This window comes from Streptomyces sp. CA-278952 (assembly GCF_028747205.1).
In the GTDB taxonomy this organism is placed as follows: Bacteria; Actinomycetota; Actinomycetes; order Streptomycetales; family Streptomycetaceae; genus Streptomyces.
This window is the reverse complement of record NZ_CP112880.1, coordinates 235,717-250,340: the sequence shown is the minus strand read 5'-3', so window position 1 is coordinate 250,340 and position 14,624 is coordinate 235,717. Positions and strand designations below refer to the sequence as shown.

The window sequence follows — 14,624 nt, the reverse complement described above, 5'->3', positions numbered from 1 at the left end:
GCATGAGCACGCAGAAGCGCGGCATCGAGGGCGTGTTCCCGCTGTCCCCCCTCCAGGAGGGCATCCTCTTCCACAGCGCGTACGACGAGCGCGAACTCGACGTCTACACCGTACAGATCGTCTTCGACCTCGAGGGCGCGGTGGACCGGGACGCACTGCACGCCGCGGCGTCGGCACTGCTGCGCCGCCACCCGAACCTGCGCGCCGCGTTCCGCTACGAGGGCCTGTCGCAGCCGGTGCAGGCGGTGGCGCGGACGGTGGAGACGCCGTGGCGCGACGAGGACGTCTCGGCCGCCGCCGACCCGGAGTCCGCCGCCGCGGCCCTCGTCGAGGAGGACCGCTGGACGCGCTTCGACCTGCGCCGCCCGCCGCTGGTCCGCTTCCTGCTGATACGCCGGGGCGAGGGCCGCTTCCGCTTCGTCCTGGCCCACCACCACATCCTCTGGGACGGCTGGTCCACCCCGGTTCTGCTGCGCGAGCTGATAACGCTCTACCGGCAGGGCGGCGACGACCGCGGCCTGCCGCGCGTACCTCCTTACCAGGACTACCTGCGGTGGCTCTCCCAGCGGGACCGGGACGCCTCCGAGCGCGCCTGGCGCGAGGCGCTGGACGGCCTGGACGGGCCCACGCTCCTCGCTCCCGGACGGCGCCCCGTGCGGGTGCCCGAGCAAGTCCGCGCGACCCTGGACCGCGAGACCACCGCCGCGCTCACCCGACGGGCACGCGAGTGGGGCGTCACCCTGAACACCGTGGTACAGGCCGCCTGGGCGCTCGTACTGTCCTGGACGACCGGACGCGCCGACGTCGTCTTCGGGGCCACCGTCTCCGGCCGCCCTGCCGAACTCCCGGGCATGGAAAGGATGGTGGGCCTCCTCCTCAACACCGTTCCGGTACGGGTCGCGGTCGACGCCCGCGCCTCCCTGCGCGAGCTGGCGGTACGCCTCCAGCGGGAGCAGTCGGCCCTGGTGGAGCACCAGTACGTCAGCCTCGCCGAGATCCAGCGCTGGGCCGGCCACGGCGAACTCTTCGACACCGCCACGGTCTTCGAGAACTACCCGGTCAGCGCCGAGGGCATGGCGGACGGCTCCGGCGAGGAGCTCCCCGGGAAGGTGGTCGGGGCCGTCGTGCGCGACGCCACGCACTACGCGCTCGCCCTGATCATCGAGCCGTCCGACGCACTCGGACTGCGGCTCAGCCACCGCCCGGACGCGGTCGGCACCGAACTGGCCCGCGCGACCGTACGGCGCCTGACCGCCGTGCTGTCCGCGATGGCCGCCACCCCCGGCCGCGCCTGCGGCTCCCTGGATCTGCTTGACCCGGCCGAACGCGACACCGTCCTGCGCCGCTGGAACGACACCGCCGCACCGCTGCCGCCCGGCACGGTCTCCGACTGGTTCGAGCGGCAGGCCGCCGCCACGCCCGCGGCGACCGCCGTGACGGCCGGCCGGGACCAGCTGTCGTACGCCGAGCTGAACGACCGCGCGAACCGGCTCGCCCGGGTGCTGCGCGCCCGCGGCGTACGCGCCGAGTCGTTCGTCGGCGTCCTGCTGCCCCGCGGCACCGAGCTGCTGGCGACGCTGCTCGCCGTGTGGAAGGCGGGCGGCGCCTACGTTCCGCTCGACCCCGCCTATCCGGCCGACCTGCTGGCGCACGTCGTGGGTGACGCCCGGCCCGTACTGACCGTCACCACAGGCGAGTTGGCCGACCGGCTGCCCGGCGCGGCCGCCCGGCTGGAGCTGGACGCGCCGGACACGGCCGCCGAGACCGCCGCGGCGGACCCGTCCGACCCCGGCGTCGCCGTACCCGCGTACGCCGCCGCGTACGCCATCTACACCTCCGGCTCGACGGGCCGCCCCAAGGGCGTCGTCGTGCCCAGGGCGAACGTCGCCAACCTCGTGGCGTGGGCCCACCGCGAGTGGGGCGCCGAGCGGCTCGCCCGGGTCGTGTGTTCCACGTCGACGAGCTTCGACGTCTCGGTCTTCGAGCTGTTCCCTCCGCTGACCTGCGGCGGCACGGTGCGGCTCGTGGACAACGCGCTGTCCCTCGCGGACCCCACCGTGACCGAGGGCGCCGACCTCGTCAGCGGCGTGCCCTCCGCCCTCACCCACGTCCTCACCGGCCACGAGGTGCGTTGGGACGTGGGCACGGTCGTCCTGGCCGGCGAGGCGTTCACCGCGGCGGCCCTGGAGACGGTCCGCGCGGCCGCACCCGACGCCCGCGTCTACAACTGCTACGGGCCCACCGAGGCCACCGTCTACGCGACCGTCTGGCGTGCCGGCGACGACCCCGGCAGCCCGGACATCGGCGTGCCGCTCCCCAACACCCGTGCGTACGTGCTCGATCCGCTCCTCCGCCTGATGCCTCCCGGCGCCGTCGGCGAGCTCTACCTCGCCGGCGTCGGGGTCGCCCGCGGCTACCTGGGCCGGGCCGCGCTCACCGCGGACCGGTTCGTCGCCGACCCGTTCGGCGACGGCGGCGCGCGCATGTACCGCACCGGCGACCTGGTGCGGTGGACCGGCAACGGCGCGCTCACCTACCTCGGCCGGGCCGACGACCAGGTCAAGGTCCGCGGCTTCCGCATCGAGCTCGGCGAGATCGAGACCCACCTCGCCCGGCACGACGACGTCGCGCAGGCGGTGGCCGCGGTCCGGGAGGACCGCGCCGACGGCCCCGAACTGATCGCCTACGCCGTACGCCGCCCCGGCCACAGCGGAGCCGACCTGCGGGAGCACCTGCGCACCCGCCTGCCCGACCACATGGTCCCGGCCGTCGTCGTCGACCTCGACGCCCTGCCGCTCAACCCGAACGGCAAGGTCGACCGCGCCGCGCTCCCCGCACCCGAACGCCGCCTCGCCGCCTCCCGCGCCCCGCGCGACCCGCGCGAGGAGATCCTGTGCGAGCTGTTCGCGGAAGTCCTCGCGCTGCCGTCCGTCGGGGTCGACGACCACTTCTTCCACCTCGGCGGGCACTCGCTGCTCGCCACCCGGCTGATCGGCCGCATCCGCACCGTCCTCCAGGTCGAGCTCTCCATCAGGACCCTCTTCGACGCGCCCACACCCGCGGGCGTCGCCCGCGCGCTCGAACACGCCGCCGACGCACGCCCCCCGCTGGTACGGGCCGCACCGCGCCCCGACCGGCTCCCGGTGTCGTACGCGCAGCGGCGGCTGTGGTTCATCCACCGCTTCGAGGGGCCGAGCCCCGCGTACAACATCCCCGTCGCCGTGCGGATGAGCGGGCCGCTGGACGTCGACGCGCTGCGCTCCGCGCTCGCCGACACCGCCGTCCGCCACGAGTCCCTGCGCACCGTGTTCACCGAGGACGACGCCGGGCCCGTCCAGGTGGTGCTCCCGCCGGGCAAGGCCGTGCCCGAGCTGACGGTGTCCCACGTCGCCGAGAACGAGCTCGCCGGCGCGCTCTCCGCGGCCGCCCGCCACACCTTCGACCTCACCCACGAACCGCCCCTGCGCGCTTCGCTGCTGCGGCTGTCCGAGACGGAGTCCGTACTCCTCCTGCTACTGCACCACATCGCCGGCGACGGCTGGTCCCTGCGGCCGCTGCTGCGGGACGTCACCGACGCCTACACCGCCCGCGCCGAGGGCCGCGAACCGGACGCTGCGCCTTTGCCCGTCCAGTACGCCGACTACACCCTGTGGCAGCAGCGGGTCCTCGGCTCCGAGGACGACGAGCACAGCCCCCTCGCAGAACAACTGCGCTACTGGCGCGAGCAGTTGGACGGCCTGCCGGAGGAACTCCCGCTGCCGTTGGACCGTCCGCGCCCCGTGCGCGCCGGCTACCGCGGCGGCAGGCTGCCCCTCGAGGTCCCCGCCGAGCTGCACGCCGGGATCGTCACCACCGCCCAACGGCACGGATGCAGCGTCTTCATGGTCCTGCACGCCGCGCTGGCGGCGACGCTCTCCCGCTTCGGCGCGGGCACGGACGTACCCCTCGGCACTACTGTCGCGGGCCGCACCGACGACGCGTCCGCCGACCTCGTCGGCTTCTTCGTCAACACCCTCGTGCTGCGCACCGACCTGTCGGGCGATCCCGCCTTCGGCGAGCTGCTGCGCCGGGTGCGCACCACCGACCTGGCCGCCTACCGGCACCAGGACGTGCCGTTCGAGAGGCTGGTGGAGGAGCTGAACCCCGCCAGGTCGGCCGCCCGGCACCCGCTCTTCCAGGCCATGCTGACCCTCGGCACCACGGGAGACGTGCACGGCGACCGGGAGTTCGCGACCCCCGGCGGGCTCACTGTGAGCCCCGAGCGGACCAGTTCGGGCACAGCCAAGTTCGACCTGCTGCTCGCCCTCAGCGAGCGCCGCGCCGCCGACGGCACCCCGTCCGGTCTGTCCGGCGGACTGGAGTACAGCGCGGAACTGTTCGACCCGGAGACCGCGCGGGCGCTCGCCGACGGATTCCTCCGCGTCCTCACCCAGGCCGTCGGCTCACCCAAGCGGCGGCTCAGCCGCCTGGACGTCCTCGGCGAGCAGCGGCGCGCCGCGCTCCTGGAGAGCGGCAGCGGCGGCCCCGGCCAGACGGTGCACCGCACCCTCGCGGAGACCTTCGAGGAGCAGGTGCGCCGCACCCCGCGGCGCGAGGCGGTCGTCGACGACGGCACCATCCTCGGCTACGCCGAGCTGAACGCCCGCGCCAACCGGCTCGCCCGTCTCCTCCTGCGGCACGGCGTCGGGCCCGAGCACGTCGTCGGCGTCGCCACCGGCCGGGGCGCGCAGCTGCACATCGCGACGCTGGCCGTATGGAAGGCCGGAGCCGCCTATCTGCCGCTCGACCCCGCGCAGCCCGCCGAACGCACCGCCCGCACGCTCGCCGAGGCCCGGCCGACCGTGGTCGTCACGGTCGACGCGCGGCGCGTGGACCTGCCGCCCGTACCCGGCGGCACCCTCCTCGTGCTCGACGCGCCCTCCACGGCGGGGGAGACGGCCGCCCTGCCGGACGGAGACCTCGGCCCCGCGGACGGCGTCCGCCCCATGGCGCCGGACCACCCCGCGTACGTCCTCTACACCTCCGGCTCCACCGGCCGGCCCAAGGGCGTCGTCATGCCGGCCGGTGCCCTGCTCAACCTGGCCCATTGGCACCGCAGCGCCTTCGGCACAGAACACCCCGCCCGTACCGCGCAGTTCACCGCGGCCACCTTCGACGTCTCGGTTCAGGAGGCCGTCGGCGCGCTGCTCCACGGGAACGCCCTGGTCGTCGTCCCCGAGGACGTGCGCCGCGACCCGCGTGCACTGGCGCACTGGCTGAGCGAGCACCGGGTGCGGGAGCTCTTCGCGCCCCACCTCGTGCTCGACGCCCTGGCGTCCGCCGCCCTCGCCGACGGCGTCGACCTCCCGGAGCTGGACACCCTCGTCCAGGCAGGCGAGGCCCTGACCCCCGGCGCGGACCTCAGGGCGTTCTGCGCGGCGCTGCCCGCACGCCGCCTCTACAACAACTACGGCCCGACCGAGACGCACGTGGTCAGCGCCCTCGCCCTGCCCGCCGCCGCGGACGACTGGCCCGACCCCGTACCGATCGGCGCACCTCTGCCCGGCACCCGGCTCCACGTGCTCGACGAGCGACTCGACCCCGTCCCCGTCGGTGTCGCGGGCGAGCTGTACGTGGCCGGCTCCGGACTCGCGCGCGGCTACCTCTCCCGCCCCGGGCTCACCGCCGAACGGTTCCTGGCCGCGCCCTTCGGCCCGCCGGGCAGCCGGATGTACCGCACCGGCGACCTTGTACGGTGGCGGCGTGACGGCACCCTCGCCTTCCTCGGCCGGGCTGACGCCCAGCTCAAGCTGCGCGGCTTCCGGGTGGAGCCGGGCGAGATCGAGAACGTCCTGCTCGCGCACGCCGATGTCGCCCGGGCCGCCGTCCTGACCGCGCCCGGGGAAGCGACGCGGCTCGTCGCCTACGTGGTCCCCGCCCCCGGCCGCACGGCCGACCCCCGGGAACTGCGCGCCCACGCCGCCCGGCAGCTGCCCGCGTACATGGTGCCCGCGGCCTTCGTCCCGCTCGACGACCTGCCGCTGACCGCGAACGGCAAGCTCGACCGCGCTGCCCTCCCGGTACCGGAGGCGACCCCGTCGGGCGGCCGCACCCTGGCCCGCACCCCGCAGGAAGAGCTGCTGTGCGAGCTGTTCGCCGAGGTGCTCGGGCTGGAGAGCGCCGGGGTGGACGACGACTTCTTCCTCCTGGGCGGCCACTCGATGCTCGCGATCCGGCTGCTCCGCCGGATCGAGTCCGTCCTCGGTGTGCGGCTGGCGGTGCGGGACGTCTTCGCCGCGCCCACGCCCGCCGGGCTCTCCGGGCGGCTCGGCGCGGGAGACGAGGAGAACGCCTTCGCGACCCTGCTGGCGCTGCGCACAGGCGGGACGCAGCGCCCGCTGTTCTGTCTGCACCCCGGCTCCGGCCTCAGCTGGTGCTACAGCGGACTGCTGAAGCAGCTGCCGTCCGACCTGCCCGTCTACGGCCTGCAGGCCACACGGCCCTCGGCCGGCGAACGCTTCCCCGCGACGATGGAGGAGATGGCGGCCGACTACCTCGAGCGCGTCCGCGAGGTGCAGCCGTCGGGCCCGTACCGGCTGCTGGGCTGGTCGTTCGGCGGGCAGATCGCCTACGCGCTGGCCACCCTCCTCCAGGAGCGCGGCGAGAGCGTCGAGCTGCTGACGCTCGTCGACGCCTACCCCAACGACCGCGACCGGCCGAAGGACGACAGGTACGGGCTGATGGCCCGCCGTTTCCGCGACGCCGGTATCGCCGTCGGAGAGGAGGAGCTGGAGGAGGACCCCGAGCCGGTCCTCGCCCGCTACCTGGAGAGCGTGCGCGCCGAGGGCGGTTCCCTGGCGCAGCTGCGGGACGAGGAGATCCGCGACCGCTTCGAGGTGTACGTCAACAACGTGCTGCTGATGCAGCGCTACGTGCCCTCTCTCTTCCGCGGCGACGTCGAGTTTTTCACCGGCACGCACGAGCAACTGGTGAGCGAGGTCTCCACCGCGCAGTGGAAGCCGTACCTGGAGGGGCGGCTGAGCGAGCACCCCACCGGCGTCGCCCACGGGGACATGCTCCGGGACCCCGGCGTCCTGGCGGCGCTGGGCGAGGTGCTGACCGCACGTCTCGGCCTCGCCGCGTCCCCGTCCGCACCGGCGGCCGCCCGGCCCCGCACCCCACGGAGCTGACGCGCCGCCCGCCCGTGCCCGAACCCGACGCAGCCGCCCCCGGAGGACGGCTGAAGCCCACGTCCGACAGAGGTCCCACGATCAGTGACAACCCGGCCGCCGTTCCGGAGCGGCGCCGGCCGTACCCCCCGCAGCCGCTCGACTCGCTCGTCCGCGCCACCGGCGAGGTGACGGCCTTCCGGCGCAGGGACGAGGAGACCGTCACCGAGATGGCTGAGGCACTCCGCGCCCATCTGGACCTGCCCGGCCTCCTTACGGAAGACCAGCGCGAGAGCGACCCCGCCCGATACCGCCAGCACGTACTGCACGCCCGGTCCGACGGCTCGTTCTCGAGTCTCGCGCTCGGCCCCCTCCTGGCGGGAGCCGTGCTGGTGATCGGCGGCACGGCCGGTGCATTCACCGCCGCGGGCGCGCTCTTCGCTCTCTCGCTCGTCACTCTGCTCACCCTGCGGACCGCTTCGCGAGCGGAGGTATCCCGGCGCGGCTCCGCGTGGGACGAACTGCGTGACGGTCTGCGGTACGTCCGCCGCCACCGGATGCTCGCCCCGCTGGTCACGATGATCGGGCTGAGCGAGATGTGCTTCAGCGGCCCGGTCGCCACCGGCCTGGTCCTCCTGGCCGACGAACGCGGCTGGGGCGCCTCAGGCATGGGGTGGGTCGCGAGCGCGTTCAGCGCCGGCGCCGCAGCCTCGGCTTTGCTGCTCACCGTCTTGACCCGGATACCGCGCGCCGGGCTGGCGATGTGCGGCGCGCTGCTCGTCACGGCCGCGGGAGCGGTCGCCCTGGGGCACGCTCCCTCACTGCCCGTCGCCGTCGTGTTCGGCTTCTCGATCGGCCTGACCAGTGGGTTCACGACCACCGTGACCGGCGCGTTCGTCCAGACGGAGACGGACCCCCGCTACCTTGGACGGGTCACCTCGGTCACGACCTTGTGCACGCTTGGCCTCGCACCCGTGCTCTTCCCCGCAGTCGGCATGACGGTGGCCCTGTGGGGAGCGGAGGTGTTCTTCATCGGATGCGGTGCGATCAGCCTGCTCGCCGCAGCGCTCGGCCTCTGTGTCCCCCTGATACGACGCGCCGAACCCCACCCGACCAGGCCCGCATCGACAGCCGGCCGGTGACGGGACCGGACAGGCTCACGCGTCCGTACGTTCGTCGGCCGGCGCCTCATCGGCCGCCGTACGGGGGCCGGGCATCGCGACCGCGGTGAGGTTGAGGCGGTAAAAAGATCCACGGCCGCTCACGGCCAGGTGGTTACGTCCGCCGCATACCAGTTCTTATCTGACGATCAGGCCGCGTCGTCCGGGAAGTTCAACGAGGAGCCGACTCGGCCGGAGCTGGAGCGGTTCTTCTGCGAGGAAGGGGCGGTCAGCACGGCGTCCCCGGCCGCCCCGGTGAAGTGCACCCCGGCACCGGGGTCTTCTCCGCGACCGTGTCGAGGACGGCCCGCCACCCACGAGCTCGGCGACGAGCCCGACGCGTACGGCCCGCGCCTGAATGTCGACTTCACCCCTCAGCGCGGCGACGAGCCACCGACCGAGGTTTTCTCGCAGGCCGCGTGAGCCCGTGTCCCGAGTCGGCGGCCGTCACATCACCGCTCCATCTGGTCGGGCGTGACCTTCACGTCTCCGTGGGGTCCTGATCGTCGTGTTCTTGCTCCTGCGCCCAGGCGATCGCCCATTCGTCGAGCGGACGAAGGGCATCACGGAGTGCTGTCCCCAGCCGAGTGAGCTCGTAGCCATCGGCCGAGGGCGCGATGATCCCGCTCGATGCGAGTTCGCGGAGCCGCTGGTAGAGGACGCTGGATGACAACCCTTCGCACCGTGCCAGCAGCGCGCGGGCACCGAGCGGACCCGCACGCAGCTCCCAGAGAATTCGCAGCGCCCACCGACGGCCGAACAGGTCCATCGCGGCCATGACGGGGCGGCCGGTCGTCGATCCACGAACCGGTGTTCCTGGGCGCGGCGTCGGCATGACCCTCCTTGCGTTTCTTTATTCGAAACACTAGCATCCATCCGGTGTTTCTGATTTAGAAACGAACTCGACGGGAGAGCCGATGTCGCGGATAGCCCTGCGGGAACCGCCGTGCACCGACCAGGCCAGCGCACGGCTCGCGCACACGGTGCCCAAGGGCGCCCCGCCGATCGGGCTGTTCCGCATGTTCGCCAGAAACCTCCCGATGGCCGGCACCATGCACGGGTGGGGTCGCTACGAGTTGGGCAGAGCGCTGACGTCCCTGGACGGAGGTCGTCATGCATAGGTCGTTGGTCCTGTATTCCGAGCCCGCCGACCCTGACCACTTCCGCGACTACTACGTGAACAACCACCTTCCGCTGGTCAAGAGTTGGCCCGGCCCGCTTGCGTGGCGCTACAGCTTCGACGTGGCGGCGACCGAGGGAGAAGCCCCGTATTTCGCGGTCTTCGAAGCTGACTTCGCTGACGCCGCCGCCATGGACGCGGCGCTGGCGTCGCCGCATGGCCAGCGGGTGGCTGCCGATGTCGTCAACTACGCCACCGGCGGTTTGGTCGTCATCAACTATCCGGTGCAGGACGGCACCGGCTGAGGCAGGCCGGTACGCTCCGGGACGCGTTCGGTCGGCCGCTCAAGCAGGCCCGGCTAGCGGACGCCGTTAACTGTTGCCGGTTCGTTGAGCGTCAAAGGTGGGCCGATGTCGTGGCCGGATGTCACGGTGGTCGATGCGTGCGTGCGGCGCGACGAGCGTGCCGCGCTCACCGCGGACGACCCGCATCCACCGGCTTGGTAAACGCCTCCAGCAGAGCCTGGGCAACCGGAGGTTGGCGGTAGCGCGGGTGCCGGTAGCCCGCCAGCCATTTCACGTTCGCGAGCAGCACCGCATCCACCGCCCCGACCCGCTCGAATCGCCACCCCGGCCAGGTCACAGGCCCCCGCGGTCGCCGCGAACGCCTCCGCGCCATCCGGCTCGATCCGGTCATCCGGCCGGACATCCACCACCAGGCCCTCCCCGTCGATGCGGCGGGCGAAGAAGGTAGGCACATGCCCGCCCCGGCCCCGGCGTGTGGGCCAGAACAGCCGACGTCCAAAAACACCACCCGATGCCGTTCCAGGTGCGACTCACACAGCAACGGGCCCTGTGTCGTCGCGGCCCAGTACTGCCGTGTCACTGACTTCTGCCCCGGACACGTTCTGACTGTACGAACCGGCGGTAGCCGCTCGAACCTCTCAGCCCAGCACTCGGTCAGCTCCGCCCGTCGGCGTACGCAGTCCACGTCGACGTACTCGACCTCGAACCCCGCAGGACTTTCCGGCAAGACCATCACGACGACGAAGGTGCCTGCCAGGGAAATCCCCTGGTCAGGCGCCCTTTTGCGGTGCCTAGAAGAAGCCCAGCTTCTTTGGCGAGTACGACACCAGAAGGTTTTTCGTCTGCTGGTAGTGCTCCAGCATCATCTTGTGGTTCTCCCTGCCGATCCCCGACTGCTTGTAGCCTCCGAATGCCGCGTGGGCCGGGTAGGCGTGGTAGCAGTTCGTCCAGACCCTGCCCGCCTTGATCCCGCGCCCCGCCCGGTAGGCCGTGTTGACGTCGCGGGTCCAGACTCCGGCCCCCAGCCCGTACAGGGTGTCGTTCGCCATGCTGATGGCGTCGTCGAAGTCCGTGAAGGACGTCACGGCCACGACCGGGCCGAAGATCTCCTCCTGGAAGACCCGCATCCGGTTGTCGCCCTCGAGGACCGTCGGCTGGACGTAGTAGCCGCCCGCCAGCTCACCGTCGTGCTCGATGCGCCGGCCACCCGTCAGGATCTTCGCTCCCTCCTGCTGGCCGATGTCCAGGTACGAAAGGATCTTCTGCAGCTGGTCGTTGGAGGCCTGGGCGCCGATCATCGTGTCGGTGTCCAGCGGGTGACCCGGCACGATCTGTTCCGTGCGGGCGATGCCTGCCTCCAGGAACGCGCCGTAGTGGCCGCGCTGAATGAGAGCACGCGACGGGCACGTGCACACCTCCCCCTGGTTGAGAGCGAACATGGTGAAACCTTCGAGCGCCTTGTCGAGGAAGTCGTCGTCGGCGCGTGACACGTCGTCGAAGAAGATGTTCGGCGACTTGCCGCCCAGCTCCAACGTCACCGGTTTGATGTTCTCGGAGGCGTACTGCATGATCAGTCGGCCCGTCGTGGTCTCACCGGTGAAGGCGATCTTCGCGACGCGCGGGCTTGAGGCGAGCGGCTTCCCGGCTTCCGCTCCGAAGCCGTTGACGATGTTGACGACGCCGGGCGGAAGCAGATCCGCCACCAGGCTCAGCCAGTAGTGGATCGAGGCGGGCGTCTGCTCGGCGGGCTTGAGGACCACCGCGTTGCCCGCGGCGAGCGCCGGCGCGAGCTTCCAGGTGGCCATCAGGATGGGGAAGTTCCACGGGATGATCTGGGCGACCACACCCAGCGGTTCATGGAAGTGGTAAGCGACGGTGTCATCGTCGATCTCGCTGAGCGAACCCTCCTGGGCGCGCAGAGCCCCCGCGAAATAGCGGAAGTGGTCGATGGCCAGGGGAATGTCGGCCGCCAGTGTCTCCCGTACGGGCTTCCCGTTCTCCCAGCTCTCGGCGACCGCCAGCTCCTCCAGGTGCGCCTCCATCCGGTCGGCGATCCTGTTCAGCACCGAAGCCCGGTCCCCGGCGGATGCGGCTCCCCAGCCCGGAGCCGCCGCATGGGCGGCGTCCAGGGCCAGTTCGACGTCCTCGGACGTGCCGCGTGCGATCTCGGTGAACGGGCGGCCGTTGACGGGGCTCGGGTTCTCGAAGTACTGGCCACGGGCCGGCGGGACGTACGCGCCGCCGATCCAGTGGTCGTAGCGGGACGCGTAGGTGACGATCGCGCCCTCGGTGCCCGGCGCTGCGTAACGGGTCATCTCAGTGGCCTCCCGGATCCGGCGCCGCCCGTCGTTGGACGGCCTTCGCCGCGAGGCTAGGGACGGGGACGTTGCAAGGGCGTTGCAACGGCGTCGCCGGGCACCCTCCACGGTCTGTCGTCACCGTACTTTCGGCCGGGCGGCGACACGACAACGCCGCAGATACGCGCGCCGGGGCCCACGTGTTCGCCGAGAACCGCGGGACAGTCCTCAGCCGCGCTGCTCGGCGTCCAACCTCCGTACTCTGGCCAGCAACGCCGCCCGCTGGTCCACCGGAACCGCCCCGGCCAGCGCGCGCCACACCGGCAGGTCCTCCTCGCCCCACGGGCTGTAGGCCCAGTCGGCCAGCAGCCCCGGATCAGCCCGGGCGATCAGCGCAGCCCGCAGCTCTTCCGAGATCCGCCGCCGCAGCCGTACGACCGCAGGGGCCCGGGAACCCGGCAGCAGCGGGCCCGCGTACGCGCCCAGCGCCGCCGCCACCGCGCCCGAACCCAGCCGGCGCGTCACCGTGTCGAAATCGGCGTCCACCGGGACGGCCAGCCGGTACGGGCGCGAGCCCAGCAGATCGGGCCCCAACAGCCGCCGGAGCCGTGAAAGCTCGGCCCGCAAGGTCACCGGGGTCACCGACTCGTCCTCGTACAGCTCCACCAGCAGCTCGTCCCCGCTCAGGCCCTCCGGCCGACGGGCCAGGGCGACCAGGATCTCGCTGTGCCGTCGGCTGAGCCGCAGCCGGCGCCCGCGCGCCACCAGTAACGCCTCGTCCCTGCCCAGCGTGGTCAGCCGCACCGACTCGACATCGGACTCGGACGGCGGCGTCAGCAGCGCGAGCTGCGACTCGGCGGCCCGGGCCACCGCCTGGACGAACGCCAGACTGTGCGGGTGGGCGAGCCGGTCACCGCCCGTGATGTCGACGGCTCCCAGCACCCGGCCCGTACGGGGGTCGTGCAACGGCGCCGCCGCGCAGGTCCACCGCTGTACCGGGCGCAGGAAGTGCTCGGCGGCGAAGACCTGGACCGGACGGTCCACGGCGATGGCCGTTCCCGGGGCGTTCGTCCCTGCCACGGACTCGGCCCAGCGGGCACCCTCCACGAAATTCATCACGCCGGCCCGCCGCCGCGCCACCGTATGCCCCTCGACCCACAGGAGCCGTCCGTGGGCGTCGCAGACGGCCAGCAGGTGTTCCCCGTCCGTCGCGTACGCACCCATCAGCTCGCGGATCACAGGCATCGCACGGGCCAGGGGATGCGCCGCCCGGTAGGGGCCCAGCTCGTCCGGGCCGAGCTCCACCGCGGGGGCGTCGTCCGGGCTGACCCGGGCCCGCGCCGAGCGTCGCCAGGACGCGCCGACCACCGCGCGGACCGGCCGCTCCAGACGTCCCGCCGAGGTGAACACGTCATGGGCGCGGCGCATCGCGCCGCTCCGTTCGCCGGGATCGGTGTCCGCCGCCAGCGCCACCCAGGGGTCCGTCAACTCACCCTCCCGTCCGCGGGCCTTCGTGCCCTCCCATCGTCGTCGCCGTCGGCCTCCGCTACAAGCTCGGTGCGGAGAGTCATCACCACGGGTGCCGGGGGAGGTCGCTCAGGAGGCGTCGACGACGAGCCGGAGATAGCGTTCCCAGTCCCAGTGGACGCCCGGGTCGGTGTGGTCGCTGCCCGGCACCTCGTGATGGCCCACGATGTGCTCCCGGTCCTTGGGAATGCCGTGGCGGTCGCAGACGTCCGCGGTGAGTCCGGCGGACCGTAGATACATGACGTCCGTGAAGAACTCCGGGCGGTCCACCCACCCTTCGTGCTCGATGCCGATGCTCCGGGTGTTCCAGCTCCAGTTGCCCGCGTGCCAGGCGATGTCCTTCTCGCGTACGCACTGGGCGACATGGCCGTCGCCGGAGCGCACCACGTAGTGGGCCGACACCTGCTTGGAGGGGTCGCGGAAGATGCCCGCTGTCGGCGTGAACAGCTGTTGGGCGACATGGATGACGACGCGGTCGATCCGGCGCTCCGAAGGGCGGGAGGGGACGGTGTAGTTGGCGGCGGCCGCCGGAGCCCAGAGCGCCGTCGCGTAGTCGGTGGGCCCCTTCGGCGCCGCCTCCACGGTCCTCGCGGAGGCGGGCAGGACGGCCGCCGCCGTCGTCGCGGCGGCGCACTGAATGATCCTTCTGCGGTGCAACGGCACTCCTGAGGCCGGGGCCAGGGGCCGAGGCATGGACGGAACGGGGCGGGACAAGTGCAGGACAGGGGCAAGGGTGGAGACACGCGCAGGGCAAGGACGGGGCGGGTACCTACGGAGCTGAGCCGGGGCGGCCTCCCGGTTCGTGCATCGCCCCCGCCCATGCAGATGACGAACCCGCCGGACATCCGGTTCCCCGCAGCCACTGTCCGGACAGTCTCGCCTCGCGCCCGTGCGGCTCCTACGCGCGCGGCTCCGACGCGTGCGGCTCCTACGCGTGCGATTCCGACGCGTGAGGCTCCGACGTGTGAGGCTCCGACGCGTGAGGCTCCTACGCGTGCGGCTCGTCCGCGTGCCGCCGCCGCGCTGAGGCTTCCGCGCCGGGGACACCCTTTCCCGCGCACCACGGA

General features: G+C 72.5%; 8 protein-coding genes. 4 read left to right on the top strand and 4 right to left on the bottom strand.

The window, feature by feature from the left end:
- The first annotated feature begins 2 nt into the window (after nt 1-2).
- Together N7925_RS01065 and N7925_RS01060 are read left to right on the top strand one after the other, a co-directional pair.
- On the top strand, nt 3-7,169 hold the full coding sequence (locus tag N7925_RS01065) for an amino acid adenylation domain-containing protein (protein ID WP_274342715.1): 7,167 nt from the start codon (nt 3-5) through the stop codon (nt 7,167-7,169).
- 14 nt (nt 7,170-7,183) lie between these two features.
- Complete coding sequence (locus tag N7925_RS01060) at nt 7,184-8,290, top strand: MFS transporter (RefSeq protein ID WP_274342714.1); 1,107 nt, start codon at nt 7,184-7,186, stop codon at nt 8,288-8,290.
- A 499-nt stretch (nt 8,291-8,789) separates the two neighbouring features.
- On the opposite strand, the gene N7925_RS01055 is transcribed toward N7925_RS01060, so the two are convergent.
- A complete protein-coding gene (locus N7925_RS01055) occupies nt 8,790-9,086 on the bottom strand; it encodes a winged helix-turn-helix transcriptional regulator (RefSeq protein ID WP_274346377.1) in 297 nt (98 codons plus the stop codon).
- A 139-nt stretch (nt 9,087-9,225) separates the two neighbouring features.
- On the opposite strand from N7925_RS01055, the gene N7925_RS01050 reads away from it, so the two are divergent.
- Both N7925_RS01050 and N7925_RS01045 read left to right on the top strand, forming a co-directional pair.
- The gene (locus tag N7925_RS01050) at nt 9,226-9,429 is read left to right on the top strand and encodes a hypothetical protein (protein WP_274342713.1); all 204 of its coding nucleotides are present in this window, start codon (nt 9,226-9,228) and stop codon (nt 9,427-9,429) included.
- A complete protein-coding gene (locus tag N7925_RS01045) occupies nt 9,422-9,733 on the top strand; it encodes an EthD family reductase (RefSeq protein ID WP_274342712.1) in 312 nt (103 codons plus the stop codon). Before N7925_RS01050 ends, N7925_RS01045 begins: the two co-directional genes overlap by 8 nt.
- A gap of 791 nt (nt 9,734-10,524) precedes the next feature.
- Here the strand turns inward: N7925_RS01045 and exaC are convergent.
- The 3 genes from exaC to N7925_RS01030 all read right to left on the bottom strand — a co-directional run bounded on the left by exaC (nt 10,525) and on the right by N7925_RS01030 (nt 14,214).
- A complete protein-coding gene (gene exaC / locus N7925_RS01040) occupies nt 10,525-12,048 on the bottom strand; it encodes an acetaldehyde dehydrogenase ExaC (RefSeq protein ID WP_265597585.1) in 1,524 nt (507 codons plus the stop codon).
- 210 nt (nt 12,049-12,258) lie between these two features.
- Nucleotides 12,259-13,518 (bottom strand): GAF domain-containing protein, encoded by a 1,260-nt coding sequence (locus tag N7925_RS01035; protein WP_265597584.1) that lies wholly within the window; start codon nt 13,516-13,518, stop codon nt 12,259-12,261.
- 108 nt (nt 13,519-13,626) lie between these two features.
- The gene (locus tag N7925_RS01030; RefSeq protein WP_265597583.1) at nt 13,627-14,214 is read right to left on the bottom strand and encodes an N-acetylmuramoyl-L-alanine amidase; all 588 of its coding nucleotides are present in this window, start codon (nt 14,212-14,214) and stop codon (nt 13,627-13,629) included.
- Nucleotides 14,215-14,624 lie beyond the last annotated feature (410 nt).